Annotated in this window: 31 protein-coding genes and 2 tRNA genes; 14 read left to right on the top strand and 19 right to left on the bottom strand. The window is 53.8% G+C overall.

What is annotated here, in order from left to right; genetic code table 11:
* Window positions 1-137: 137 nt before the first annotated feature.
* Window positions 138-497: a hypothetical protein gene (locus SIB80_RS04825; protein WP_063419671.1), complete on the top strand. Its 360-nt coding sequence runs from the start codon at window positions 138-140 to the stop codon at window positions 495-497.
* Between the two features lie 867 nt (window positions 498-1,364).
* Here SIB80_RS04825 and SIB80_RS04820 read toward each other — a convergent pair.
* From SIB80_RS04820 to lipB, 3 genes are all read right to left on the bottom strand, one after another.
* On the bottom strand, window positions 1,365-1,808 hold the full coding sequence (locus SIB80_RS04820; RefSeq protein WP_063403467.1) for a YlqD family protein: 444 nt from the start codon (window positions 1,806-1,808) through the stop codon (window positions 1,365-1,367).
* A 69-nt stretch (window positions 1,809-1,877) separates the two neighbouring features.
* Window positions 1,878-3,743, bottom strand: coding sequence for an AMP-binding protein (locus SIB80_RS04815; RefSeq protein ID WP_370520974.1), 1,866 nt, complete (start codon window positions 3,741-3,743; stop codon window positions 1,878-1,880).
* Between the two features lie 155 nt (window positions 3,744-3,898).
* Entirely contained in the window at window positions 3,899-4,630 is a 732-nt protein-coding gene (gene lipB / locus SIB80_RS04810) for a lipoyl(octanoyl) transferase LipB (RefSeq protein ID WP_063419708.1), read from the bottom strand.
* Between the two features lie 12 nt (window positions 4,631-4,642).
* Here lipB and hpf point away from each other — a divergent pair, with 12 nt between their 5' ends.
* The 5 genes from hpf to SIB80_RS04785 are packed head-to-tail and all read left to right on the top strand — an operon-like array spanning window position 4,643 to window position 9,343.
* A complete protein-coding gene (gene hpf, locus SIB80_RS04805) occupies window positions 4,643-5,230 on the top strand; it encodes a ribosome hibernation-promoting factor, HPF/YfiA family (protein ID WP_063419673.1) in 588 nt (195 codons plus the stop codon).
* Between the two features lie 15 nt (window positions 5,231-5,245).
* On the top strand, window positions 5,246-5,929 hold the full coding sequence (gene deoC, locus SIB80_RS04800) for a deoxyribose-phosphate aldolase (RefSeq protein WP_063419674.1): 684 nt from the start codon (window positions 5,246-5,248) through the stop codon (window positions 5,927-5,929).
* Window positions 5,926-6,729: a DNA repair protein RecO gene (gene recO, locus SIB80_RS04795; RefSeq protein WP_063419675.1), complete on the top strand. Its 804-nt coding sequence runs from the start codon at window positions 5,926-5,928 to the stop codon at window positions 6,727-6,729. Before deoC ends, recO begins: the two co-directional genes overlap by 4 nt.
* On the top strand, window positions 6,716-8,131 hold the full coding sequence (locus SIB80_RS04790; RefSeq protein WP_063419676.1) for an MFS transporter: 1,416 nt from the start codon (window positions 6,716-6,718) through the stop codon (window positions 8,129-8,131). The genes recO and SIB80_RS04790 overlap by 14 nt, the downstream gene beginning before the upstream one ends.
* Window positions 8,132-8,161: 30 nt before the next feature.
* The gene (locus SIB80_RS04785; protein ID WP_063419709.1) at window positions 8,162-9,343 is read left to right on the top strand and encodes a glycosyltransferase family 4 protein; all 1,182 of its coding nucleotides are present in this window, start codon (window positions 8,162-8,164) and stop codon (window positions 9,341-9,343) included.
* A gap of 1 nt (window position 9,344) precedes the next feature.
* Here the strand turns inward: SIB80_RS04785 and proC are convergent, their stop codons facing one another.
* From proC to SIB80_RS04750, 7 genes are all read right to left on the bottom strand, one after another.
* Entirely contained in the window at window positions 9,345-10,169 is an 825-nt protein-coding gene (gene proC, locus SIB80_RS04780; RefSeq protein ID WP_205909560.1) for a pyrroline-5-carboxylate reductase, read from the bottom strand.
* A gap of 7 nt (window positions 10,170-10,176) precedes the next feature.
* Window positions 10,177-10,761 carry a cell division protein SepF gene (locus SIB80_RS04775; RefSeq protein WP_063419678.1) on the bottom strand — a complete coding sequence of 195 codons (585 nt, stop codon included), beginning with the start codon at window positions 10,759-10,761 and terminating at the stop codon, window positions 10,177-10,179.
* 127 nt (window positions 10,762-10,888) lie between these two features.
* The gene (locus SIB80_RS04770; RefSeq protein ID WP_063419710.1) at window positions 10,889-11,566 is read right to left on the bottom strand and encodes a YggS family pyridoxal phosphate-dependent enzyme; all 678 of its coding nucleotides are present in this window, start codon (window positions 11,564-11,566) and stop codon (window positions 10,889-10,891) included.
* A gap of 7 nt (window positions 11,567-11,573) precedes the next feature.
* Window positions 11,574-11,840, bottom strand: coding sequence for a PipX family protein (locus SIB80_RS04765; protein WP_063419711.1), 267 nt, complete (start codon window positions 11,838-11,840; stop codon window positions 11,574-11,576).
* A gap of 17 nt (window positions 11,841-11,857) precedes the next feature.
* Window positions 11,858-12,772, bottom strand: coding sequence for an energy-coupling factor transporter transmembrane component T family protein (locus SIB80_RS04760; protein WP_063419679.1), 915 nt, complete (start codon window positions 12,770-12,772; stop codon window positions 11,858-11,860).
* A gap of 3 nt (window positions 12,773-12,775) precedes the next feature.
* Entirely contained in the window at window positions 12,776-14,143 is a 1,368-nt protein-coding gene (der, locus tag SIB80_RS04755) for a ribosome biogenesis GTPase Der (RefSeq protein ID WP_063419712.1), read from the bottom strand.
* Between the two features lie 80 nt (window positions 14,144-14,223).
* A complete protein-coding gene (locus SIB80_RS04750) occupies window positions 14,224-14,715 on the bottom strand; it encodes a DUF1823 family protein (RefSeq protein ID WP_063419680.1) in 492 nt (163 codons plus the stop codon).
* Window positions 14,716-15,362: 647 nt separating this feature from the next.
* Between SIB80_RS04750 and SIB80_RS04745 the strand changes: the two genes are divergently transcribed.
* Complete coding sequence (locus SIB80_RS04745; protein ID WP_063419681.1) at window positions 15,363-15,593, top strand: Nif11-like leader peptide family natural product precursor; 231 nt, start codon at window positions 15,363-15,365, stop codon at window positions 15,591-15,593.
* 297 nt (window positions 15,594-15,890) lie between these two features.
* Here the strand turns inward: SIB80_RS04745 and SIB80_RS04740 are convergent, their stop codons facing one another.
* Window positions 15,891-16,295: a DUF1824 family protein gene (locus SIB80_RS04740; RefSeq protein ID WP_063419682.1), complete on the bottom strand. Its 405-nt coding sequence runs from the start codon at window positions 16,293-16,295 to the stop codon at window positions 15,891-15,893.
* A 301-nt stretch (window positions 16,296-16,596) separates the two neighbouring features.
* Here SIB80_RS04740 and dusB point away from each other — a divergent pair, with 301 nt between their 5' ends.
* The gene (gene dusB, locus SIB80_RS04735) at window positions 16,597-17,607 is read left to right on the top strand and encodes a tRNA dihydrouridine synthase DusB (RefSeq protein WP_063419683.1); all 1,011 of its coding nucleotides are present in this window, start codon (window positions 16,597-16,599) and stop codon (window positions 17,605-17,607) included.
* Between the two features lie 120 nt (window positions 17,608-17,727).
* Here the strand turns inward: dusB and SIB80_RS04730 are convergent, their stop codons facing one another.
* Together SIB80_RS04730 and cobI are read right to left on the bottom strand one after the other, a co-directional pair.
* The gene (locus tag SIB80_RS04730) at window positions 17,728-18,378 is read right to left on the bottom strand and encodes a DUF4079 domain-containing protein (RefSeq protein ID WP_063419684.1); all 651 of its coding nucleotides are present in this window, start codon (window positions 18,376-18,378) and stop codon (window positions 17,728-17,730) included.
* Window positions 18,378-19,142, bottom strand: a complete 765-nt coding sequence (gene cobI / locus SIB80_RS04725; protein ID WP_063419685.1) for a precorrin-2 C(20)-methyltransferase — start codon at window positions 19,140-19,142, stop codon at window positions 18,378-18,380. The genes SIB80_RS04730 and cobI overlap by 1 nt, the downstream gene beginning before the upstream one ends.
* A gap of 62 nt (window positions 19,143-19,204) precedes the next feature.
* Here cobI and SIB80_RS04720 point away from each other — a divergent pair, with 62 nt between their 5' ends.
* On the top strand, window positions 19,205-19,762 hold the full coding sequence (locus SIB80_RS04720; protein ID WP_063419686.1) for a 1,2-dihydroxy-3-keto-5-methylthiopentene dioxygenase: 558 nt from the start codon (window positions 19,205-19,207) through the stop codon (window positions 19,760-19,762).
* Between the two features lie 371 nt (window positions 19,763-20,133).
* Here SIB80_RS04720 and SIB80_RS04715 read toward each other — a convergent pair whose 3' ends face one another.
* The 3 genes from SIB80_RS04715 to aroQ all read right to left on the bottom strand — a co-directional run bounded on the left by SIB80_RS04715 (window position 20,134) and on the right by aroQ (window position 21,749).
* Complete coding sequence (locus tag SIB80_RS04715) at window positions 20,134-20,424, bottom strand: Nif11-like leader peptide family natural product precursor (RefSeq protein ID WP_236066036.1); 291 nt, start codon at window positions 20,422-20,424, stop codon at window positions 20,134-20,136.
* 264 nt (window positions 20,425-20,688) lie between these two features.
* Window positions 20,689-21,303, bottom strand: a complete 615-nt coding sequence (locus SIB80_RS04710; RefSeq protein WP_063419687.1) for a tRNA-(ms[2]io[6]A)-hydroxylase — start codon at window positions 21,301-21,303, stop codon at window positions 20,689-20,691.
* Window positions 21,300-21,749, bottom strand: a complete 450-nt coding sequence (gene aroQ, locus SIB80_RS04705) for a type II 3-dehydroquinate dehydratase (RefSeq protein WP_063419713.1) — start codon at window positions 21,747-21,749, stop codon at window positions 21,300-21,302. Before aroQ ends, SIB80_RS04710 begins: the two co-directional genes overlap by 4 nt.
* A gap of 24 nt (window positions 21,750-21,773) precedes the next feature.
* On the opposite strand from aroQ, the gene SIB80_RS04700 reads away from it, so the two are divergent.
* From SIB80_RS04700 to SIB80_RS04690, 3 genes are all read left to right on the top strand, one after another.
* Window positions 21,774-21,896, top strand: coding sequence for a hypothetical protein (locus tag SIB80_RS04700; RefSeq protein ID WP_255327626.1), 123 nt, complete (start codon window positions 21,774-21,776; stop codon window positions 21,894-21,896).
* Window positions 21,859-21,940, top strand: a tRNA-Tyr gene (locus SIB80_RS04695). The genes SIB80_RS04700 and SIB80_RS04695 overlap by 38 nt, the downstream gene beginning before the upstream one ends.
* 10 nt (window positions 21,941-21,950) lie before the next feature.
* Window positions 21,951-22,022: transfer RNA gene (locus tag SIB80_RS04690), tRNA-Thr, on the top strand.
* Between the two features lie 188 nt (window positions 22,023-22,210).
* Here the strand turns inward: SIB80_RS04690 and SIB80_RS04685 are convergent.
* The 3 genes from SIB80_RS04685 to SIB80_RS04675 form a co-directional block, all read right to left on the bottom strand.
* Complete coding sequence (locus SIB80_RS04685) at window positions 22,211-22,480, bottom strand: DUF1651 domain-containing protein (RefSeq protein WP_011129573.1); 270 nt, start codon at window positions 22,478-22,480, stop codon at window positions 22,211-22,213.
* A 48-nt stretch (window positions 22,481-22,528) separates the two neighbouring features.
* Complete coding sequence (locus tag SIB80_RS04680) at window positions 22,529-22,708, bottom strand: hypothetical protein (protein ID WP_041374894.1); 180 nt, start codon at window positions 22,706-22,708, stop codon at window positions 22,529-22,531.
* 281 nt (window positions 22,709-22,989) lie between these two features.
* Window positions 22,990-23,217, bottom strand: coding sequence for a hypothetical protein (locus SIB80_RS04675; protein ID WP_011826774.1), 228 nt, complete (start codon window positions 23,215-23,217; stop codon window positions 22,990-22,992).
* Between the two features lie 294 nt (window positions 23,218-23,511).
* On the opposite strand from SIB80_RS04675, the gene SIB80_RS04670 reads away from it, so the two are divergent.
* Complete coding sequence (locus SIB80_RS04670; RefSeq protein WP_063419688.1) at window positions 23,512-24,111, top strand: hypothetical protein; 600 nt, start codon at window positions 23,512-23,514, stop codon at window positions 24,109-24,111.
* A 102-nt stretch (window positions 24,112-24,213) separates the two neighbouring features.
* Complete coding sequence (locus SIB80_RS04665) at window positions 24,214-25,608, top strand: alanine/glycine:cation symporter family protein (RefSeq protein WP_236066032.1); 1,395 nt, start codon at window positions 24,214-24,216, stop codon at window positions 25,606-25,608.
* Window positions 25,609-25,624 lie beyond the last annotated feature (16 nt).

The raw sequence follows: 25,624 nt of genomic DNA, 5'->3' as shown, positions 1-25,624 counted from the left end.
GCAAATATCAGGAGTTGGCTGAAGTTGATCAATCAAAATTTTAAAGCGAAGGCCCCCTCGCGGCAGCCTCGCCTATACAAAAGAGTCGCTATGTATAGGCGAGGCTGTTAGATTTGCCCATACACAGTCAGTCGATCGTGAGAGCAGGGCAATTCTCGGCAAACTTTCATCCCGATTTGCTGGATGCATTCAGATCACGCTGTAAGCAGAAGGGTGAAAAATACACAAAGGTCCTGGAACAATTGGCAACGTTATATCTGCAATCAGAGGGATCGATCCTTTTCAATCATGCTGCCTTAGAGCCTGAAGCCAAAAGTCATGGCCCAACTGAAAGTATCAAGGCGCAAAAACCTCTGCTTGAACTAGAGAAAAAAATCAAGAAACTGGAAGAGCAGGGCGAGAAAACTGATTACGCTATCGGCGATGCATTCGACAGAATCATGGATTGCGAACGAGTATTAGGGATAGGCAAATACTCAAAAGCCATGCAAGTATGAACACATCATTCTAAAAAAGCTGATTGATTCAGAAAGGCTGAAGCGATTTCTAGCATTATATTAATGCTTAAGCGCTAACACTGGGGCTCGAGATATTTATTGGTCAAATGAATAATCCAAAAGCCAATCAAATAGATGCTAGACAACCAACATGCCATTGCTGAACATTTCAATCAAAGTCGCATGAGCATGACGAAGTAAGCGAAGAGAATTATGCTCCCAAATCGAAGGGTGATGTAATGCATCAGCTACCTACTGGAGATAGCCAACAATCAGCATCTCAAGCCAATCGTGCAGGAATCTATGCAATCAGATGTACAATTAGTGGCCACATGAAAGCTGTCACAAATCTACCTTTTAATGCTACTAGCTATATTTTTAAAAGCTCTAGAACCTGTTTTTGCAGTTAGATTAGACACTAGAATAAGTAGTTAATGCACAGCATGATAGAAATGCTAGAGTGTAACGGCGAGGATCGTAAGAGTCTGGCTTGCTAAGCTCAAAAACAATTGGTCATTCTTTCCAAAGCTTAAATGCTGATAAGACTGATTCGCCACTTAAACAGAAGACACCCCTGGGCACTTAGCTTATGGGAGAACAAATATAGCTGGAACTCAGTTCTCATCTCAGGCTTTCTCTGGGTCAATATATTGCCGATGCGCATAAGCAATTAAGAAAGGAACGCCTCTCAATTGAGAGGCAATTACTTGAAGTAGCTCTTAGGCATTAAATCATCAGAATTCAGACAAGACGTATCTAAAAAAATCCAATCCAAAGACCTATGGCCTAAGGAAAAGGGGGCTTGCGTTAACTCCAAAGTTTGTATCTAACATTATTTTCAACACTTAAGCCCAGTTTCAAAGGAGGTCAGGCCCCCTCTATCTCCTCCACAACACCGTCGCGTACAACCACAGACACCTGCATCTTCTTCACCAGGTTGTCACCCACGCTCAGGTCACAAAAACTTTCAATCTGACCCTGCTCAACAATCTGCTCCATCTCTAGTTCGCGCACCTGCGCCTGCTGCTGAAGCAGGTTGCGCTTCTGTTCCTCCAACTCACTGCGCTTGCCAGCAACCTGTTGCTGCACCTGGGCCACCTGCTCCTGCACGCGTGGGTCGAGGGGATTAGCACTCTGGCGACGCACCTCATCAACCACCTGCTGACCTTCCTGCTCCAACTGGGCCAACTGCTGATCGGTGGTGGCAATGGCGTTGCTGAGCTCACGCTCAGCCTCCTCCTTCCAATTTGGTGTAACTACCGCGCGAACAGTAATCGAGCGCTTAATCGAAAGGGTCGTGCCTTCGGACATGAAAGTAATGAGTAAGGGCTAAGGGTCTCAGCCTGTGACCATAAGGTCAACTGCCAGCTGAAAACGCAATCAACAGCGACCATAAAGGGCGGCAATCAATGCCCCATCTCGGAGCGTGATCCGATCGCGCCGCTGCTTGAGAGTCTGAGTCAGCAAACCGTTCTCGATCGTGAACGCCTCCACCAGAGCAACACCCGCCAAGCGTTCATCTGCCCGAGAGCCTGAGCGCTGAGCCAGCAATCGATTGAGTTCGCCGCGCAGCAAGCGTCGCAACGCCTCATCCCCAGGAGATCCACTCAGGCCAGTCTGCATCGACAATCCCTGATCCTCTGCCCAAGCCAGCATTTCCTCCTCCCTAGGCACGACCAGTGCAGCAAGCTGCCGCTCGTCCTGGCCCACAAGCATCACCTGTTCCAACAGTGGACTCGCAACCAATGCCGCCTCCAACGGACCAGGCTCGATGTTCTCGCCACTACTGAGCACGATCGTGTCTTTAGCGCGACCAGTCAGCACCAAGGAGCCATCGGGCAACAACATTCCCAAATCACCGGTATCAAACCAACCCTGCCCATCAAGCACCTTGGCTGTGGCCTCTGGTTTCCTCAAGTAACCCGCCATCACTTGAGGCCCCCGCACCAACACACGGCCACGTTGACGGAACATCAAGTCCACGCCGCTTTCAGGGTCCACGATCCGAAACTCAGTATCAGGAAGAGGCGGTCCTGAACTGCCACGAATATTGCGCCAAGGCCTTCGGCAACTGACGACTGGGCTTGTCTCAGTGAGGCCGTAGCCCACCAGCAGCTCCAGCCCAACCGCCTCAAAGAAGGCATCCACATGGGGTGCAATCGCTCCACCACCATTAATCGGAAAACGTAGCCGCCCACCACAGAGCTGATTCAACACCTTGGGCCAGAGCAGAGCACCCGCCAGACCATGCAAAGGCCAGCGCAGCGTTGCCTCCAACAAAGCCAGCGTCCGGGTGGTCAAAGGCAGCGGCTCCAGCAGCAGATTTCGAGACCGACGCCAAGCCTTTCGTTGCGAGCCACTGTTGGCAAGGGCCATCCGCAGCAAGCGTTGCCGTCCTGTTGGCATACCCTTAACCGCTTCATCAAAGCCCGCCTGAATCGCCTCCCAAAGCCGCGGCACCGTCGCCATCACGATTGGTCTGACCCGCGGCAGATCCCGCTTCAATTGCTTGATCGTGGTGTAGCTCTGGGTACATGCACACGAAAAGAAGTAATACTCCGCGCTGCGTTCGTAGGCATGCCAAATCGGCAGCACACTCAACACCGGCGCACCCGGAGAGGGGAAAGCGACACAAGCCAAGCACCTCATCTGATGGAGGAGGTTGGCGTGGCTAAGGGGCACACCCTTTGGCTGCCCTGTTGTTCCAGAGGTGTAGAGAATCGTGGCCGTCACAGTTGCCGCTGAGCCGGAATCGCGATCCTTAAAGGGATCTGGTGCAGGCTGACCCGCTCCTGCAGCAAGCAGTTCCTGCCACCCCATCACGCCATCAGCGGGCTCACCTTCAAGCTGTAAAACCAAGCGCAAAGACCTGCGCTGCTCATCGGTAAGAGCAAGCTTGTGCCACAACTCGGCGTTCTGTACCACCAAGGCAACAGCGCTTGAATCCGCAAGGATGTAGCGCAGCTCTTCCAATGGAGCAGTCGCTCCTCGCACCGCATTAGCAGCACCAGTGCGCATCAAACCTTGATCCGCAATCAACCAACGGGGGCTGTTTTCAGCAAAAAACGCCACCACATCTCCAGCGCCGATGCCGAGATGGCTAAACGCAGCAGAAGCTAAAGCGATCTGCTCAGCAAGCTCTCCATAGCGAAAGCGTTCAGGATGAGTCGCATGAGGAGCATCAACCGCCAGGATTTGGCCATGCTTCTGCGCCAACCAAAGCCAGATCTGATCAACGCGGCCCATCTGGGCGACATGACCCTGATGCGCTAATCCATCTTCTTCATGTGGAGAAGGGCGCCAAACCGCCTTGGCTAGAGAACCCTCATAGTTGTGGTCTTTCAACCTGCTACCTGCTGCTACCTCATCTGACATCTTCAATGCAAACAGGGCTAAGAGCGCTAAGAATCGGACGCAAATGCCCCTGGCTTCGCTAGAGGCTCTGGGATCTGCCAAACCAAACCGAAACGATCACTCAAGCTCTGACGCATCAGAGGCTGCACCTCCGCCACCGTGAGCCCAGGGATCCATTGATTCAGCCGACCCACCGGGTGACCCACCAAGCCGCAGGGGACAACGGCAGAAAAGCTCTCAAGATCACAATCCACGTTGAGAGCCAAGCCATGTTGAGTAATCCAGCGACGACACCCCACGCCAATCGCAGCCACCTTGCGACCTTCCAGCCATAGCCCGGTGAGTCCCTGCAAGCGCTCACCTGCTAATCCCAAAACAGCCAAAACATCAATCAATACCTGCTCAAGCTGACGCAGGTACCAATGCAGATCCGTTTGATAGCGCCGAAGATCCAACACGGGATAGACCACCAACTGCCCAGGCAAATGGTGGGTCACCTCACCACCCCGATCAATGCGATGCAACGCAGCAGGCGGATTGTTGGCATCAAAGAGCAGATTGGCCTCGCTTGCACCGCGACCGAGGGTGTAGCAAGCCTGATGCTGCAACAACCAAACCGCCTGCGGAGCAAGGGGGTTGGCAAACAAATGTTGCTGCCAATGCTGCTGCCAAAGCCAAGCCATCTCGAAGGGCACTGTCTCACTGCACTCAAACAGAAAAGTCGATCGGGATTGTGCCGATGTAGAGGTAGTACCTAACTTGCCGATATCAATCGGCACCGGAGGAATGCCATGAAGCTGCTGATCCATGGTCGCAATCTTGAACTAACACCTGCCCTACGCGAATACACACAATCAAAACTGGAGCGGGCGATTCAACATTTTGAAGACATGGTGAAGGAAGCTGATGTGCACCTTTCAGTCGCCCGAAACCCGAGCGTGCCTCAACAGACTGCCGAGGTCACCGTTTTTGCTAACGGCACCGTGATCCGCGCTCAAGAACGCAGTGAAAACCTTTACGCCAGCATTGATCTGGTAGCCAGCAAGCTCTGCCGGCAACTACGCCGCTACAAGGAACGGCACAGCGATCACCATCACAGCCCCGGGCATCGAGCCTCGTCAACGCCGACCACCGAAGCGGTGATCGATGAAGCCCCGATCGACGGTTCACTACTCGATGGCAAGGAGGCCCACCTCCCCAGCCCAGGCGTTAGGCGCAAATACTTCGCCATGCCGGCAATGACCGTCGAACAAGCCCGGCATCAATTAGACCTGATCGACCATGACTTCTACCTGTTCCGCGAACAAGAAAGTGGCCAATTGCAGGTGATCTACCGACGTAACCATGGCGGCTACGGGGTTATACAGGCTCGAGATTAAGCGTGAGCAATCTTGATGCCTGGACCCTCCCAGCAGCGTGAATTACCGGATCTAGCACCACTGATCAATCAGGCACTGCTCGATCCCCACCTTGATCAAGAGGTCCTACAGCAGAGCTGTGATGCAGCACGTCACTTCGGCTTTGCAGGTGTATGCACCAACCTAAATCGCCTGCAGGCGGCGCGCGAACGACTCGGTCCTCCAGGTCCAACGCGGCTGATTGCCGTGATCGCTTTTCCCTTCGGTGCCATACCAAGCACGCTCAAACAAGCCGAAGCGGAATGGGCCGCCGATCATGGAGCTGAAGAGCTCGATGTGGTTCCAGACTTCTGGGCCCTCAGCCAAGGCCGAGCAGAACTCTTTGCCGAAGAACTCGCCGAGATCTGTGCACTAGGGCTGCCTGTACACGTCATCCTCAACATGACCCGCCTGCCGGCGGATCGCCTGAGCTTGGCCGTCGACGCCGCCATCGATGCTGACATCAGCGGGCTGCAAAGTGGGAATGGTTTCGGCCCAGCTGTAACGGCAGCTGATATTCGTCTGCTGGCAAACCTGGCTCGTGGTCGTTGCGGAATCAAAGCGGCTGGGGGGTTACACACTCTCGAGCAAGCCCTAGAAATGATAAAAGCAGGCGCAACCCGTCTTGGCACCAGCCAAGGCCCAGCTCTCATGCAGGCACTACGCCGTGGCCAAACGTGAGTGGAGAACGACGCCTCAACGGCCTCTCTTTGAAGGTGGGACCGCTCGGGGAACATGATCGACTTCTCACTCTGCTCAGCGATCAAGAAGGAGTGACCCGCCTTGCCGTACCTGGGGCGCGACGACCACGCAGCAGCCTTGCGGCAGCAGTGCCACTCAGCTTGCTGGAGCTGCAAGTCGCAGGACGCCGAGGCCTAGCAAGGGTGCGGCAACTCAAGGTATTGCGCAGCTTTAACAGTGTGGGGAAGCAGCTAGAGACACTGGCGGCTGCCCAGGCCCTTGCAGAACTCAGCCTGATGTTGGTAGCAGGCAACGATCCTCTACCTGGCCTGCTCAACACACTGCTGATGCATCTCGAACGACTCGAGGCCCTCAGCCAAGCCCACCCAGCGCAGCCAAGCACAACCCTGGCCTGCAGCGTGCAAGCGTGCGTGCATTTGCTTGCTCTAGGCGGCTATGGCCTGCCAGTACAGGAATGCTGTCGCAACGGCACAGCGCTGGAGCCACCCCTGGGCCAATGGGAATGGCGCTGCAGTTTGATGCCAGAAGAGGGTTTTGCAATCGGCGCCCTACCCGGCGCAGCACTGCAACTGAATCCCTCAGAGCTAGCCCTATTGCAGCGGCTGCTTCGCCCTGCCCTGCCCATGCGACGCGATGGAGAGTTAATGGGTCCGCCAGAGGTGTGGCTGCGGTTGCTCGCGGTAGTGGAATGCTGGATCCGCACCCATCTGCCACATCACATGCGAGCTCTAGGGATGTTGCGCGAGGCCATCATCAGCTCAGGCGATGGGCGATCATAACCGCGGCACCACAAGCATCTTGAGCGGTCCAACTCTAAACAGCCCCGAACCGACCCTCCCAACCGGCTCGAATCCAGAAGGACGCCGCGGATTGGCAGCGGTGATCAAGCTGGATGGCTTTCGCCGGCTGTGGATCGGTCAGATCTTCTCCCAACTGGCCGACAAGTTCTACATCGTTTTGATGGTGTACCTGATTGCCCAGTACTGGGTGAGCAGTACCCCTCAAAGCAATGAGGCGCTTGCAGAGGTGGCGGCGGCGATCCGGATGGATTTCGAAACCCGCGCCCAAAAGATCACCCTGCTTGCCACAGGCATTTATGTAGCCAACACCATTCCAGCAATGTTGCTGGGAACCGTGGCGGGTGTCTGGGCTGATCGCTGGCCGAAACGTCGCGTGATGGTGGCCTCCAACGCACTGCGTGCTCTGCTAGTGCTCTTGGCCCCAGTTTGTCTCTTGCCAGGTCCCCATTGGCTGGGTCTCAGCTGGGGGTACTGGGCACTGCTGGTGATGACCTTGCTGGAGTCAGTTCTCACCCAATTCTTCGCGCCAGCCGAGCAAGCAACCATCCCTCAACTGGTGCCAAAGGAACATCTCCTGGCTGCCAATTCCCTGTATCAAGCAACCAGCATGGGCGCCACGATTGTGGGCTTTGCCCTTGGTGATCCAATCCTGCGTCTACTCAAACAAGCCTTCCTCTCCCTAGGACTCAATGGAGGGGAATTCCTGCTCCTACCGTTCTGCTACGGCATGGCAGCGATCAGCCTCAGCACGATCCAGATGCAGGAGCAGCCCCGCGACAGCTCTAGAGAAAGTGTCTGGAAGGAAATCGGCGATGGTCTGCAGGTGCTTCGTCAACAGGCTGCTGTGCGAGGGGCCATGCTCCACCTTGTTGTGATCTATAGCCTGCTAGCCGCCATGTACGTGCTGGCGATCACCTTGGCAGGTTCGATCAAAGGTTTGGGGCCAACTGGTTTCGGCATGATCTTGGCGATGAGTGGGATTGGGATGGCCCTGGGGGCTGTGGTGATGGCCCAAACCGGCCACCGCTTCAACCGCCGCAACTTGTGCGCAACCGGCCTGGGCACAATCGCCTGCACCCTTGTGCTGCTGGGGGGAGTGCTTGGTTCTCTGGGACCAACTCTTTTGCTATGCGGCTTGCTGGGCGTGGGAGCAGCCCTTGTAGCGATTCCAGCCCAGACCACCATTCAAGAAGACACGCCAGAAGCACAGCGCGGCAAGGTGTTTGGTCTACAAAACAACCTCATCAACATCACCCTGAGTCTGCCTCTTGTGCTGGCTGGCGCTCTGGTCAGCAGCTATGGGCTCGTGCCAGTGCTGTGGTTGCTTGCTGCACTTGCCCTAGTAGCAGCTTTATTAGAGCGCCCTTGGCAGCGCTGCTAGCTTTCACATTCGGCAGGAGGATTGCAGCAGGTGGCTCACATTGCCTGGCTAGGCAAAAAAACACCGTTCTGCGGCAACGTCACCTACGGTCTCAACACGACTGAGGCCCTAAGACAACGCGGCCATCAGACCAGTTTTATTCACTTCGACAATCCAGGCGGCCTTAGCAACGGCGAGAGCGCACTGTTGGCCAATGACCCAGAAGTAAGCCTGCCATACCTGGTGAAATCGCAGGTTTACACCATTCCCTTCCCAGGAGCGCAGCGAGAACTCAGGGAATCATTAGAAAGGCTGCAACCCGATCTCGTTCACGCCAGCCTCACCCTTTCCCCCCTCGACTTCCGGCTGCCAGAACTCTGCGAGCAAATCGGTGTGCCATTGGTGGCAACCTTCCACCCACCATTTGATAGCGGCATGCGCCACCTCACGGCTGGCACACAACAGCTCACGTATCAGCTCTACGCCCCTGCCCTGGCTCGCTATGACAAGGTGATCGTCTTCTCCGAGCTGCAAGCTGAGGTTCTTACCAAACTTGGAGTACAGGAACAACGACTCGCCGTGATCCCCAATGGCGTCGATCCTGAATGTTGGGCACCAACAAGTCCCCAATGCACCAATCCAATGCAGCAAGAGGTGCTTGGACGTGTGGGAAATGAACGAATTTTCCTCTACATGGGACGCATCGCAGCAGAAAAAAATGTGGAGGCACTGCTGCGCGCTTGGCGGCTGGTAGAGACCAAGGGCTGCCGACTGGTCATCGTTGGCGATGGCCCTCTGAGTTCGACCCTGCAAAACAACTCAACCCCAACGAAAGAAAACGACGTGCTCTGGTGGGGCTATGAGTCAGATCTCAATACCAAGGTGGCCCTACTGCAATGCGCTGAAGTCTTCCTCCTACCAAGCCTGGTCGAAGGTCTGTCTCTGGCACTGCTAGAGGCCATGGCAACAGGTACAGCCTGCGTGGCCACTGACGCCGGGGCTGATGGGGAAGTGTTGGATGGCGGTGCGGGCATCGTATTAAGCACACAGGGTGTCACCAGCCAATTACGCACCCTGCTGCCGGTGCTCCGCGATCAGCCCGTACTAACAGCCGAACTGGGTCGCCGCGCCCGTATGCGCGTGCTGGAGCGATACACCATCACCCGCAACATCGATGACCTGGAAACGCTCTACCGCGGCTTATTAGGGGCGACAAAGATGGCGGCGGCCTAACTCAAGCCAGTTCACGGCTACGTTGAGCAGCTGCAACAACCGCCTCAATCAAAGCAGAACGAACCCCGGCCCGCTCAAGCTTGCGCAGTGCGGCAATCGTGGTGCCACCCGGAGAGGTCACCATGTCCTTAAGCTCCGCAGGATGCAGTTTCTGCTCCTTAAGCAAGGCTGCTGTGCCAGCAAGGGTGCGATGGGCAAGATGATGGGCCAAGGACCTCGGCAGGCCTGCCGCTACCGCACCATCAGCCATCGCCTCAACCACCAGTGCCACATAGGCAGGGCCGGATGACGTCAACGCCAAAAAAGCATCCAACTGCGACTCCGGCAATTCCAGCACCTCGCTCACCGGCAAAAACAATCGCTCAACAGCTAGGCGTTGCTCTGGCGTGACTCCCTCTCCCCAAGACAATCCAGTGAGCCCAGCGCCTACCAAGGCAGGGGTATTTGGAACGGCACGCACACAGGCATGAGCGGGGAAAGCCTGCTGCAAACGAGCCAAGCTCACGCCAGCAAGCACAGAAATCAACAGCTGCGGCCTATCTGCAGTTTGCTTAAGACGAGCTGCTGAAGCCACTATCTGATCAAGCTGCTGCGGTTTCACCGCTAGTAATTGAATGGGCGCCATCCATGCCTCTGCCGCAGTGGGATCATCTGCAGCTTTCAAACGCAGACCGATTGGCAGCTGATCTGCGAGACGTTCAACACTTGCGCCACTGCCCACAACCGCAACAAGCTGCTGCGGAGCAAGCTCTCCCTGCTTCAACAGAGGCAAAACAAGAGCCTGAGCCATTCGACCCAGGCCGATTACCCCCAAAGAGCAGGGCATGGAGTGATTAGAGGCCACCAGCGCTGGTGACCTCCCAGGCCGGAACAGGCGCCACACCAGTTTGTTGAGACGATGACCGTACTGAATCGTGCTCCTGGCTCACCATCGATGGTGCAGAAGCCTCGTCATAACTGGTATTGGAAACCGTGACACAACTAGGAGCAAAGAGAAAAATGCTCTCTCCTACCCGCTCTTGGTGACCATCAATGGCAAAGGTGCCACCAGCAACAAAATCCACCGCACGCTGCGCCTGATCAGGTTCCATCATCGTGAGATTGAGGATCACAGTCTTGCGTTCTCGCAGGGCCTGAATGGCACGAGGCATTTCATCAAAACTCCTTGGTTCCATCAGGTTCACCTCAGCAGAAGTCGAACCAACCCCTGGCATACCAATCACATTGGAACCGGAGAAACCCCCGCCGAGATCAAAAGGGCTGGAGTCTGATGGCGTCGCCAAAGCACCACCACTGGCATGATCACTTCTGTGATCAGCATCCATATGGTCATCGGTGTCGTAATCGAGGTCGTCGTAATCGCTGTCGAGATAGTCATCACCAGCGACGACAGCACGAAGACGGGAAATAAGCGACACCGGTGGGATCCTCTCGCGATGATGTGAACGTAAATCGGCTTAAAACCGACTGAAGGCAAGTTCCCCTTAGAGGAAGACTGCTTAACCTGATACCTAAATAGCGCTCTAAGCAGGCCGGGGCAAGGGTTTAGACAGCATTAATGTCATCTACGGAAGAAGACTTAGCCATTGAACGCGCGCCAAAGACAATTGACCCCAGCCGTAACCAGGTAGCCCCTGCATGCATAGCTTCAAGCCAATCACCGCTCATTCCCATCGAGCAATCAGGCAAACCAAGCTGATCTGCAAGTTCACGGCACTGCCGAAAAAGCTCCTGGCGTTGCTCGAGTGAAAGCTCTATAGGAGCCATTGTCATCAGACCAATCAACTGCAAATGAGACAACTGGATCAGATCGGGCCAGGCCTGCTTGAGCTGCTCTTGAGAGAAACCACCCTTAGAGGGATCATTCCGAAATTTGACCTGCAACATCACCTGCGGGCAGCACTGCTCTTCAGCAGCAATTCTTGAAATGCGTTCTGCCAAAGCCAGAGAATCCACGGAATGGATCACGGCAAAGGATCTCACTACTCCCCGCACCTTGTTCGCCTGTAGACGTCCAATGAAATGCCAACGCAGACCTTTGAGATCAGCCAAGGCCTCCAACTTGGGCAAAGCCTCCTGCAAGCGACTCTCTCCAAAATCCTGCTGACCAAGCTCGGCAAGTTGACGGATCAAGGTTGCGGAATGCCCCTTACTCACAGCCAAAAGATGAACTCCATAAGCAAGCCGATCAACCAGATCGTGCCAACGAGCAGACAACGTCACATCAACCTCAGATAAAGGTCTGAGCAAACAACTGCTGCCAACTCTCAAACTCAGGGGAGCGATCACGCCGACAATGGGTCAGATGAAGTTCGGCGTAATGGCGCGCGTCTTGATAGGGAATCACCTCAAACTGTGCCCCTCGAGGTTGCAAGGTGACGAGAAAAAACATCCTCTGGGCATAGAGCGTGGCGTAAACGTCTCGACCATCGCCGGCGGGGGCCACGAGATAGAGCATTCCGAACGTGGGGTGATTGAGATAGCGCTCGGCGCTCACCTGCAACAGTTCATCATCTACAAAGCACCGTACTTCCCACGCAAGCCAAGCACAAATAGCAGCAACATTGCCGAAGCGATGTTGAGCCAAAGGGCCGCTCCAGTCAATAACACCTGAGGGCGGAACTGATCGGGCGGCAACCAAAGACCTCCACGAGCAAGCAAAGCTTCTGCTCCTTGCTCAGCTCGCAAGAGGATGTTGGCCAAGAGGCGTTCGCCCACTGAGAGAATCAAAGCAAAGGAGGCCTTGAAACCCAACTGCCGCAAGTTCACGGCTCGGCTAGCGAGAGACCGTAAGAGGTTCTGCAACTCCTCTTGCACCAGGGGTAGAAAGCGCAAGGCAAGCAGTAACTGAAAGCTAAGCCGATCGACAGGTACACCAATCAAGGCCAGCGGTGCCAGGCACCAGCTCAGAGCCCAAACCAAATCTTCCGGCTGGGTGGTGAGCAACATCAAGTTGACGCTATGCACCACAGTGAAGATGAGAGTGGAGGTGTTTAATCCCAACTCAGCAGAACGACGACTAACCACAAAGGGCCCCAATGCCAAAGGACCAAGGCGCAGGGGACCAAGCCGCAGCAACTCCCAAGACAGACTGGTCACACTCGCCCCCGGCAGTTCCTGCGGCGAGCGCACAGCAAGGGTGGCTGCGTTTTCCCCCGTCGGCAACATCATGGCGAACAAGCCCACAAGAGCGCCCAGAAACAGCAACAGCAGCAACGATCGCCACCAGATCCGCACCGGCAGACCACTGGCCAAGGTGATCAAGAGAAGCGCAACAACCAAACCAATACGCCACAACGAGCCAGCCAGTACTGGCGTGAGCAGGAACATCAACACCCAGGCCAGCTTCAAACGGGGATCGAGAAGACGCAACCAACCGGAGTTGCCAGCCACGTACTGCCCGATCGGAAGCTGACGCAACCAGTCCATGACCTATCCCAAACGGTTCTGCTGACGAGCCAGCTCGCGTTCGGCAGCCCGTTGCTGTTTACCGCGCCAAAACAGCTTCAAGGGAGTGCCATCAAAACCAAGCCCTTCTCGTAACTGCCGTTCCACATAGCGGCGGTACGTATCGCCAAACAACTTCGGGTCATTGACAAACAACGTGAAACTAGGCGGCCTGCTCGCCACTTGAGTGCCGTAATAAAGGCGTCCCTGGCGACCCCCACGGGACGTGGGTGGACTACGCCAACTCAAGGCTTCCTTCAACACCTCATTCACCACCGAGGTGCTCACCCGACGACGGTGCTGCTCAACTGCCAAGGCGGCCAAAGCAAAGATACTTTCCACCCGCTGCCCAGTGAGTGCAGAAGTGAACAACATCGTGGCCCAATCGAGAAAGTAAAGCTTGGCGCGCAGCTCTTTTTCAACCATCGGCATGGTGTGACTATCTTTCTCAACCGCATCCCATTTGTTCACCACCAGCACGCATGCGCGGCCATCATCTTCAATCCTGCCGGCCAAGCGCTGATCCTGCTCTGTGACCCCATCAAGGGCATCAATCACCAACACACACACATCGCTGCGTTCAATCGCCTTAAAACTCCGGTTGATGCCAAAAAACTCAGGGCCGTAATTCACACTGCGCCGACGGCGTATGCCAGCTGTATCGATCAGTCTCCAATGATGGCCTTCACGTTCAAGACGTGTATCGATGGTGTCGCGGGTGGTGCCACGAATCGGGCTAACAATCGCGCGTGGCTCACCACAAATGGCATTGAGCAGGCTTGATTTACCCACATTGGGCCTGCCAATGATGGCCATCTGAATCGGTTCATCCTCTTCTGCCTCCTCATGCTTTGGCGGCAGAAGAGAGAGCACACGATCGAGCAGATCACCTGTGCCAGCACCATGGATTGCAGAAATCGGGAAAGGCTCTCCCAGGCCAAGACGCCAAAACTCGGCCGCCATCGCCAAACCCTGGTCTGGCGATTCGCACTTATTTACTGCCACCAGCGTGGGGCATGGTTGCGTGCGTAACCATTCAGCGATCGACTCATCTGCAGCCGTAACACCCTGCTGACCATCAACAATCACCAGTGCTACAGAGGCTTCCGCCAGAGCCAAGTTGGCCTGTTCGCGAATCTCAGGCAAAAACTCACTGTCGTCATCAAAAACCAAGCCACCGGTGTCGACCACCTTGAACTCACGATCTCCCCAAAAACCATCCTGATAGGTGCGATCGCGGGTGACGCCAGGCTTGTCATCAACAATCGCCTCGCGACTGCGACAAAGTCGATTCACCAGCGTGGACTTGCCGACGTTGGGGCGACCGATGATGGCGACAATCGGACGCGCCACTTGGCTGAATCCTTGCAATAATTCTCGACCCTACAGAGGCATCAAACCGAGACGGGATGATGCAGCTCTGCAATCAGGGTTCACTCAACAATCGGATCGCCAGGATGCCCTTTGACGGGGGCAAGGGGAGGGTCAAGACGTTGCGGCAAGGGGCCTTCGGCGGGAAGAGCGTCTCCCCGTTGCGCCAACCAGGCCAGCAACCAATTAACAGCCGTCGCACGACGGGTGCGACGAGGGTAGAGCTCATCAATGCGATAGCCAGCGAAATCAAGCTGCTGCTTTAAAAGCTGTTTGTGTTCTTTTGCGATCGAGCGGGTGAGCTGTACAGCTGCCGGCCGCTGCGCAATCACAGGCGGGGCAGTGGGGAAGGCCTCACGCCAGGGCTGCGGCGTTTGGGGCCCGGCAGACCAAGCAGACGTTGAATCAGCGCCGGGTTGATAGCCAAGCCGCTCCCAGATCAATTCGGAAACAAACCGATCGCTCAGACGATCTTCGAGAATCTGGATTAATAGAGCCCGGCTAAGAGGCCAAGTCAGAGAGGGATACCGCAAAGGAATTTCAGAGCAATTCAAGACCTAAATAAGAAGCAAAGCCAATTTCACCGCTCACAATCATTGTATGTGGAACCAGACCAAGGTTTCTTCAATCAGATGTAGTCAATCACATCATCAGCGAGAAACTCACCCTTATCCACATCCAGCAAGGTGGTGTGAATGCCATCTGCTGTGAGCAATAGATCATCACCAACTTGCGTCAAGGAAAGCTCAACTCCATCGGCTACACAGATGCGATCGTATTCAGCGATTGAAAAGGCGATGATGTGATCATCGCCTTTTCAACATCAAAACCAAACAGCCAAGATCCTTATTGCCTCAAATCAAAGCTAGAGATGCTTGCTAAGGAGTGCGCTGGCGTATCTTAAACAGGATGAAACTGCCATAAAGCAACATCAAGGTTGCCATCCCACCAACAACAAGCAGGGTAGAAGCGTTCAGAGAATCAAGCATAAATTTTATTTTAGGTTGACTGTCAAGAGTAATCGAGATTGAGAGGCAAGCCATGGGCAAAATCGGGAAGAGCTAGGCAAGCAATAAGAGCTCATTAACCCAATCAATCGCTCGCCACAGTCAACATCAGCAAAGCCAAATACTCCACGATTGGCACTTGATCAATTTAAATTCGTCGATACGATGATGCAGCTTAACTACCAACAGACGGTATGTCTGAAGCACATCTCAAGGCATTCATGACCATGCTGCGTGCGTGCCCATCTTTAGAGCAGAAGCTAAAAGCCGAAGGAACGGATGTATTGATGCTTGCCAAGGCTGCTGGCTATACAGTCACGATGGAAGATTTAGAAAAAGGCATCTTTGAATACTCAGGCGCAGAGCTTTCACATGATGAGCGTGGATATTTCAGCAGTGGCTATAGAAAAGAAATGAACGGATGAATACCAAATCAAGTTTTAGCAGCAGCAAAGAGAAAAGGGCAATAATCACAAATACAGAGTTCAGGAACGAGTTTGATTGATTTTAAAGAAGATAAAAGCAATTAACAAGACAAAGCCCAGCAGCGTACCCGCCAATAGATAGTAAAAATACGAAACGGGCACATCGAAGAAAAAGGGAAGAGGCATTACAAAAAACGTTTAGACAAATTATAATGGCTAATTCCTCTAATTTGCTAATCGTGCATCCCTTCTGTTGATCATGAAACCGGGGGAATTTAATTCAATCTCAGAACAAGTTCAATCCTTAATTCTAAAAAAGTCTAACGGGAAAGGGCCTAGGGTGTCTGCTTCTTTTTCTTCATTATTATGTTGGCAACTGAGCAAGACACCTTCACCTAAGCCATGCTCGATGCGTACATGGATATCACCGGTCTTTTGATTCGCCTTAAGAAAGACAGGCCCTTCGCCAGCAGGCTTATCAACGACATTCATGGCAGACCAATTAAAACGAGATTCCATCTCTCGTAAAACAAAAATTGCCAAGCTAGAGGAAGGGGCCATGATTCCCACTGTGAACCAATCAGCGTCGCCCATAGAGGCACAAAGCTGATCAAGCAAATACTTCGATTGTGTCGCATCAAGATCAGGAGCCGAACGGAGACCATCGAGATCCTTTAATGACTTAATCACCAGCTCAGACATGTCACAAAGGCTACATATTCTTGTAATCATTATAGCATAGCCCCGCCATCAAGGATGCGGAGACATGATGGTCTTTGACAAGCAAAAATGACTTCCCAAAAAGCCAAAGTTATACTTGTAATCCAATTTTTGTCCCACGATAACAAGCGAAAGCTTCTCCAACTAACTCATTCTCACACCTCATTTAGCCCACCATCAATCATACAAAACCAAAAATTCTTATTTTTAGAGAACGCTCCCTTGAATGAAGAGAGGCCATTCTCTCTAGGATATTGATCCGATCACTCTGATCATCAACATTGTGCCTGAACTCAGCCTGCCCGGCAGGGGAACAACAAGGGCACTGCGCTGCAGAGTGCTGCAATCGCCCCTTGCAGGCGTGAGTGATCAGATCTTCCGAATCCTGGTTCGGCGCTGGGCGCCAGATGCATTGTTATTCACGGAAATGGTCAATGCCACCAGCCTGGAGCTGGGCCACGGCCTACAGAAAATCGACGAACTCGCCAATGAAGCCGGGCCCATTGGCGTGCAATTGTTCGATCACCGCCCAGAAGCAATGGCCGATGCTGCACAACGAGCAGAGGCTGCTGGTGCCTTCCTGATCGACATCAACATGGGCTGTCCTGTGCGCAAGATTGCACGCAAGGGCGGTGGATCTGGTCTGATCCGTGACCCACAACTGGCGGCAAAAATCGTGAGCACTGTTGCTGCAGCGGTCAAAATCCCAGTCACCGTGAAGACAAGGCTGGGCTGGTGTGGCAGCGATGCAAAACCAATTGAATGGTGCAAATCACTCGAGCAGGCCGGCTCCCAGATGTTGACATTGCATGCTCGAACTCGAGAGCAAGGCTTCAAAGGCTCAGCTGATTGGCACGCCATCGCTGACGTCAAAAGCGCACTGCAAATCCCCGTGATTGCCAATGGCGATGTCAAGAGTGACATGGATGCCAAGCGCTGCCTGGCGATCACTGGAGCCGATGGCGTGATGGTGGGCAGAGGCTCGCTGGGAGCGCCATGGCTTGTGGGCCAAATCGATGCAGCACTATCCGGCCTACCAGTGCCTGCAACGCCTGGAGCAGCAGAGCGACTCACCATTGCTCGTGAACAACTTGAAGCGCTGGTCCAAGCAAAGGGGGAACATGGCCTCTTAATTGCTCGTAAACACATGGGATGGACTTGTAGCGGCTTCCCCGGCGCATCAAAACTGCGCCATGCCCTGATGCGTGCACCAACGCCAACGGATGCCATATCACTGTTAGAGCAAGCCAGCGCAGAACTCATAACGGCATGGCCAGAAGCGACCAACGCCTAATCCAGCCTCAAGTTGCGATCAAGCCGCTACCAAGCCACATCCAATCACCCAGCCAATATCACTAATCAATCGCCGTCATCAACTCAACGGCTCATCATCCAGTTGCGATCAATGGCCTGCTCAAGCTGCTAAGAGATTACGTGTGCCTGTAATCGCCTGAACTGCAAGCAATACAGCAACCAACACGTTGGCGTAAACATGCAGTCGTCGCATCGAGAGATGACGAGCAATCTCAGGTTTGGCTGCCACCGAGGCAATTAACAACCCGCTCAATAACACACCGCTCCAGTAGTGGGAGCGCCAAAAGTCTGCATCGAAAGGGTTGTCTGTGAGGCGATTGATCTCCGGTTGTGCTCCCAGCAGCAGCAATGCCAACCAGCAAGCGAGGCCCAACAGCGCACGCGCAGCAGGGCGCCTCACCTTGAGGAGACGGAGGTAGATCACCACAGTGCCCAACTCTGCAAAGGCCAAGGCCACGAGTCGACCAACGCCAGCCAAGCCCCCAGGCGCCGCCTCGAACCAAGCGGCCAAATAGCTATGAAAAAAGGCGATTAACACTGCCACCAAAACACCTCCGGCAACCCAGCGGCCATGATCGGCATGTTCAACAGGCACCGAGGCAGGCAGCGGATTGATCTGCAAGCGCCGCTCGCGAGCCAAAGTGCCAAGCCGAATCGTGGCACCCACCACGGGATAGACAAACAAAATAATCAGCACGGGGTGCAACAAGCCAAACCACTGCATGGCGGTCAAAGAGAGAGCACTCGACATCAGGGCATCACCTCCGGCCAGCCTTGGCGCACCAACAACAACGAAAAATAGGGCTTAGCTGTTGCGGGCACCTCGCTGGCCTGCAACACCTGCTGATCGGGCCAGCCCAAATGCTGGGCAAAGAGTGCTGATTGCAATAAATTCCGCTCTTCGAGCATGGGCCTCACCCAGGCCCAGCGGTGCGCCAACTTGAGCAACGCCAGCACACGCCCAGCACCAGCAGCATCCTCTAGTAGAACCTCAAGCTCGCTGGATTGATCGGGGGTCGGCAAAAGCAAAAGTTGTTCCTGCTGCATCGCCAAGGGCCACTTACCTGCAGCAGCGGCGGCTGCAACGGCCGTGACCCCTGGGATCAGCCGAACCTGGCAATCAGGATGATGCTTCTTGAGAGCCAGCAAGATGTAAGAGCTTGTGGCAAATAGAGACACATCACCCTGACAAAGCACCACCACTCGCTCTCCTGCAGCAACGGCAGTTGCCAGTTGATCACTGGCCTCTCGCCAAGCCTGCTGGCGCGGTTCAGCGGCAGCCACCATCGGAAAAAGCAATGGCAGTTGGCGTTGCTCAGCACGAATCCATCGCGAGGCAATGCTCGCCGCCATCCCTTTGCCCCCTTGCCGTGCCACGGGATAGGCCACAACAGTGGCCGCTTCAATCGCCTCAATGGCAGCCAGGGTCAACAGGGCAGGATCACCAGGGCCCACCCCGACCAAGGTGAGAGCTGTAGTTGAAACAGCAGGGCTCGACAAAGCCGAACGAAACATTCAGCCGTCGTTCTAAGACGCCACGATCAAGATGGCTGCAAAGACCCCTTCAACCTCTGGGAATGAGTCGCCTCAGCATCCACCCCGAAGGCAGCACCAACGCCACAAGCCCGGCGGACCCCTTATTGGCGAGCGATGATCCTGCAGTGATCAAAGCCGAGCTGGCCAAACGGGGCATTGCATTCGAGCGTTGGCCAGCCAAAGTCACGCTCAATCAGAACTCAAGCGAATCCGACATCCTTGCGGCCTACGCCGCCGAGATCGCCCGAGTGCAGGCTGATGGCCGTTACCCCACGGTGGATGCAATCCGAATCACGCCAGACCACCCCGATCGTGAAGCGCTGCGCCAAAAATTCTTAGCCGAACACACCCATGCCGAAGACGAAGTTCGCTTCTTTGTAGAAGGGTGTGGCTTGTTCTGCTTACACATCGGCGCGGAAATGCTGCAAGTGCTCTGCGAACAAAACGACTGCATCAACGTGCCTGCCGGAACTCGCCATTGGTTCGATATGGGCAGCAAGCCACAGTTTTGTGCTGTGCGCTTCTTCGATAACCCAGAAGGCTGGATTGCAAACTTCACAGGGGATGCGATCGCCGAGAGATTCGCCAAGCTGCCATGAGGCTGAAGTTGGCTTCAGCTATGCATGCAGTGAGTGATCTAAGTGAACCTTGGCAAGGAATGCCTTGAGCTGTTCTTCTGGCAAGTATTCATAAGAGACTTTTTATTATCAAAGAGTCAACCTTACATGTGCCTATTGTCATCAATAAAACTTAGGGATTTGATGAGGCAAAGCATTATTGAATAGCACAAGAGTCTCTCTGACATTAATTTAGTATCTGCAAGACAATCGTGCAGGCATCGTATGTCGCTTTAAGCGAGTAGTGAGGTGTTATAGAAAAAAGCCTGTGATTGCAGGGCTTTTAGTTGCTCTAAGGTCATGGGATTTAAGCCTTAAGGAAGCCATAGCGATCATTAGCAAATCATGCTTTTCTAGAAATTTTTCATCTGGCATGTGAAATTAGCTGTATCGCACGGGTTAGAGGCATTACATGACTGACACTCAGGACAACCAGTCGAGCCACCTCCAGCCACGCCTTCCAGATCTTTATCAGACAGGTTTTGGCGATGTGCATTTAGGTCTTCTGTGGTGATCACAAACCCAGCAGCTTTGGCAATAGCAACAACATCAGTACCTTCTGCCTTGAGTTGTTCCTGCAACGAGGTGTCGGCTTGAACTTTGGCGATGAATGCCTTGAGTTGTTCTTCGCTCGTTGATGATATTTAACTTTCGGGAGTATACCCGTCCATCCTTCTAAGGAATTACCAGAACCCACAGAAAGCGAAGCGATCAACGACACGTAAAAAGACTGCTTAGTTCATACCGATGCAGCTTGATCGACAATCCTCTAAAGCTATGTTCATAATATATTAATAACTGTAGCTAGATTTATCTTGCGCCCTTACATCTCTATTACCTGGGCTTGAAAACATAGAACGTATTGCTGGTGATAGTTCAGGTTGCTTCCTTGGTATCTTTTTTCCTCTTCAGCTATGCATGCGCGGCTGAGGATGCAAGTTGGCGAGGATCCCTGCCTCCACCTCTGCCAACTCCTGCAAACGAGCAATGATCAGCTCACGCTGAAAACGCTGCTCACAGAGCCTCCAATAGAGGCCGAAATGACGCGCCTCACTGGCCAGGAGATCTGCATAGAGCTGACGCAACTCCAGATCAGCTAGGTGGGTGGCAAGCAACGACATGCGTTCATGGCTACGGGCTTCGATCAGGCCTGCCACCAGAAAACTATCGAGCATGCGCTGCGGTTCATCCCTACGGATCTGTTTGGCCAACACTGCGCCATAAGGGGGTGCAGCCAGAGGCTCCAGATACCGCCCTCTGGCCTTCAGCAACGTGAGCACACGCTCAAAATGCTCCAGCTCCTCTCTTGCCAAGGGGCTGAGAACTTCTGCGAGCCCAGGCTCACACAAGTAGCGAAACATCAATTGCACGACGGCACCCGCCGCCTTGCGCTCGCAATGAGCGTGATCAATCAGCAGCTCGAGCGGATAAGCAATCGCCAGCTCCAACCAAGCATCACTGGTGGGAGCCGCCAGCCATTTGATCGTGGCGTTTGACGTCTTAGCAGCAGCAAGAGCACTCATAGAACCTGCTGCTGCTGACGCAAATGAGCCAGCAGCCCTTCCAAAGCAAGGCGATAGCTCAATGCACCAAAACCGCTCACCACACCCACAGCCCGATCTGCAAGATAGGAATGATGCCGGAAGCCCTCACGGGCATGGGTATTGCTGAGATGCAACTCCACGTATGGAATCGCTGCTCCGAGCAGAGCATCCCGTAAAGCAATCGAGGTGTGGGTATAGGCCCCAGCATTGATCAGGATTCCTTGCACCTGGCCGATGGCTTGATGGATGCGATCCACCAAAGCACCTTCAAAGTTGCTCTGGAAACACTCAAGCTGAACCGCTTCTGCCTCCGCCTGAGCGAGCAGGTCTGCCTCAATCGCTTTCAACGTCATTGCGCCATAAAAACCAGGCTCTCGTTGACCGAGAAGGTTGAGATTGGGGCCGTTGAGCAGCAGCAGTCGCATGGCCCTGAAGCATGAAGGGGGTGAATGGATCGTATCGATCCCCACAAGACCTTCCCAGACATTCAGCCACAAAGGTGCGATCTGCTGGTAATGTCTGCAGGTGTGGTTCGGGTCGGTGCCCGAGTGGTTAATGGGGGCGGACTGTAAATCCGCTGGCTCTGCCTACGTTGGTTCAAATCCAACCCGGCCCACCTTCCACATGCCCTTGTAGCTCAGTGGTAGAGCACTCCCTTGGTAAGGGAGAGGTCCCGGGTTCAAATCCCGGCGAGGGCATTGAACCCGGGACCTACGAAAATCCAAGGGCCCTCAAGAGACAGCAAACTTTCTTTTGGTGTGCCGAGGCAGGCGATTGAGAGACATAAAACCCATCTCCTGTTGTCAAAATCTTTCAACCAAGCAAAAGGATGGCTTGTTTTTTTGCTGGTTTTGACGACGAGGTGTTCAGGTTTGTTCTTGGTGTCTCAAGGGTCTAAGCCAAGCCCCCATTGCGGCTCCACACGGTGCCATCCATCTGCCCTCAACTTGTTCCAGATCTCAACGGCATCACGCTTCGGCAAGTGCCTCCTACTTTTGAGCAAGGCAGGAGAGCCGTCAGGCATTGCTCGCCCTTTATCCATAAACACAAACAGATCGCTGCTCCAAGACTTTTGATCGCGATGAAAGCGAAGGGACCAGTGCTTGTTGGGATCAATCAACCAACCTTCTGGCTCACATGCTGAACTGCCACCCATAACGCCCCTCAGTAGTAAATATGTATTACTGCAGGGATAGGGAGTGCGTCAAGCCCTCTTCGCTAACTCCTTGTAAGCCCAATAGCCACCGGCGGCAATAATCGCCAAAGGCACAAGGGCTCTAAGAACCGAGAGAGCAACAAAGAGAAGCAGAGAGAACGCACCGAATTTCTTGACGATTGTCTTTGTTTCGTCGCTCATCGCATCCCAACGCTCGATCAAAGACATGGTGGCTGGACTGCATGCTGATCTGCTTTCTACCCAATACCTCTTGCGATGCAACCTCAAGGGCAGCAATCAATAGGCGAGCCCAGCCTTGCTAGTTCGCTCAAAAGGCTCTTGATAATCAGTCAAGCCAAGTAAAAGCACTGTCTAGTTCACCCCAATGACATCCCAAAAGCCTTTGGCTATGGCTAGGGAAAGCCACTAGATCTCTTCTTGCACCAATGGGAACGGGCACGATGGAGACCCGTTGTGGCTCAGGGGCCTTTCAACAGGCCCCCGCAAAATCAAGTTGGCTGCACTTGATAAACCTTTGAGCGGCCATTGCACTTCCTCACACCCCAGGAAATAGGAGCCTTCGACTTCGTGATTTCTTGTTCAACACAGATGTTTTGATTATTTGCCCAGTGCGCAACAGGCGCCAAGCTGAACGCAATAAAAGCAAGAGACAAAGCAGCTATTAGCAGAGCAGCTGCCGTAACCACAGGTAGCACAACGCTTTTCAGTGTCTCCATGTCATTGGCTCCTGGGAAGTCAATGCCAGCTTAAGAAAGCGAGGAGGCCTTTTTAAGGCGCTGACAACCCTATGGAACGCGATCAATAGCATACGTTATCACATTATTTGATTATTTCATTGTTCCGTTATTCCACCGTTCCATTACTCAAGCTCATCTGAGCTGACGGGCATAGAAGAAGCAAGCAAGAGGAGAGAAGCCCCCGATCACAACAGCTGCCAGAGGACGCACCTAGTAAAGTCTTAACTGACTTTCAAGAGCAAAGTTAGCGCAAGACGTCACATCTGCTAAACATTGAATCCATCAGCTACAAGCAACATTTATGCGCAGCCATCACGCATTCACGCCTCTAGCGATCAGACCCTTCTCGATCGCCGTCTCCCAATAAACGTCGACATTCATTTAAATATCACAACCAAGGAAGTAGGCGTTGATCATTTCTTTGAAAATTCAATCACACCACTACGCCGATCTAGAAAGGCAGGAAGCAGCAACAACGTCTACTGCAATGCCAATAGACAGTTCTGCAACGACAACAACACCTTCAGCAGCGTCTATCGCAACAACCTCTCCAGAGTCAAGCCTTGCTGGCTCGCTCTGCTGACAAGTCGCTCTATTGAAAACAACTCTGCGGCAAGCAGTCTTGAGCAAGATTTAGACAGCAGCGACAGCGATGACTCCATTACCGGCACAAGCTCCTTCGACATCGCCGCAACCGATAGTGGGAACAGTGTGTATCAACCGTCAAACACTGCTCTGTCATTCAATAGGCATGAGAAAGGATCTAAGTCGCTCTTAAAGCTGAAGCGACACAAAAGAACCTGGGATGGACCACAACTAAATACTGTGCTCACCGCCACCCTCCAAAACAAGACTAAAAGGACCAACCTTTAAACAAGGGTTTCTACTGCTGATGTAACAACCTCAAAGACAAGCTGATACGAACATTGCCCTCAGCAGGAGCCTCTGAGACCATCTTTGGCAGCCTTTGCAAAAATGGATGTGTTGCCAGCGTCGCTCTTGACGAATTTATCCTTACAACTCGGCCAGTTCCCAAGCGGACTGGAAGACGCCGTCGAGGCCATCAATAATCCGATCAACGGCTTTGCCTGGGGTTGGCCCACAGTCATCCTGATTGCAGGCACCGGCATCTTGCTGATGGTTGGGCTGGGCTTTATGCCCTTACTGCGCATCCCCTATGGCGTGCGCATGCTGCTTCGCAATCCAACCTCCTCTAGCGAGGGCGAAATCAGTCCATTCCAGGCACTGATGACCTCGATGGCGGCAACGATCGGCACGGGCAACATCGCCGGTGTCGCTGTTGCGATCGCCATGGGCGGCCCTGGGGCTGTCTTCTGGATGTGGCTAATTGCCATTTTTGGTATTGCCACCAAGTACGCCGAAGCCTTACTTGCAGTTCACTTCCGCGAAGTGGACCCCCTCGGCAATCATGTCGGTGGTCCGATGTACTACATCCGCAATGGCCTAGGTCCAAACTGGGCCTGGCTGGGCGGATTCTTTGCCCTGTTTGGAATGCTGGCGGGCTTTGGCATTGGCAATGGCGTGCAATCGTTTGAGGTCTCCAGTGCCTTAGCCACGATCGGCATCCCTCGGCTTTTAACGGGTGTCGTGCTTGGAGTGCTTGTCTTTGGAGTCATCATTGGCGGCATCAAACGCATCGCCCAGGCTGCATCCGCCATCGTTCCTTTGATGTCGTTGTTTTATGTGATTGCTTGCCTGGTCATCATTCTCAGCAACATCAGCGAAGTGCCAGCAGCGTTCTCAACGATCTTCTCCAATGCCTTCACAGGAGAAGCCGCTGCCAGCGGCACGTTGACCCAAGTGATCCTGATGGGCTTCAAGCGCGGCATCTTCTCCAATGAGGCTGGTCTCGGTAGTGCGCCTATCGCTCACGCTGCCGCCAACACCAATGACCCAGTCCGTCAGGGCACTATCGCCATGCTTGGAACCTTCATCGATACTTTGGTCATCTGCACAATGACGGCTCTGGTGATCATCACCACCGGCGCCTATCAGAGTGGCGAGTCAGGCTCTGATCTATCAATCGCTGCCTTCAACAGTGGCCTTGCAGGCTCAGGTTGGGTCGTCACTGCTGGCCTCGTGGTGTTTGCCCTAACAACAGTTCTTGGCTGGGGCTTTTACAGCGAACGCTGCACTGAATATCTCTTTGGGGTGCAAGCCATTCTTCCCTTCCGCCTGGTGTGGGTCGCTGTGGTTGTGATCGGCGCTGTTGCCGGCAATCGCGGTGTGGTGTGGGACGTAGCTGACACACTTAATGGTCTGATGGCGATTCCTAACTTGATCGCACTGGTGCTGCTCTCAGGCACTGTCTTCCGCCTCTCCAAAAACTACCAATTTGAAGAGGGCTAAACGTAGAGGTGATCTT

The sequence above is a fragment of the Prochlorococcus sp. MIT 1327 genome (genome assembly GCF_047304785.1).
GTDB classification, from domain to species: Bacteria; Cyanobacteriota; Cyanobacteriia; order PCC-6307; family Cyanobiaceae; genus Prochlorococcus; species Prochlorococcus marinus_D.
Note: the sequence above shows the minus strand (reverse complement) of the source record. Positions and strands in the feature narration are given on the sequence as shown.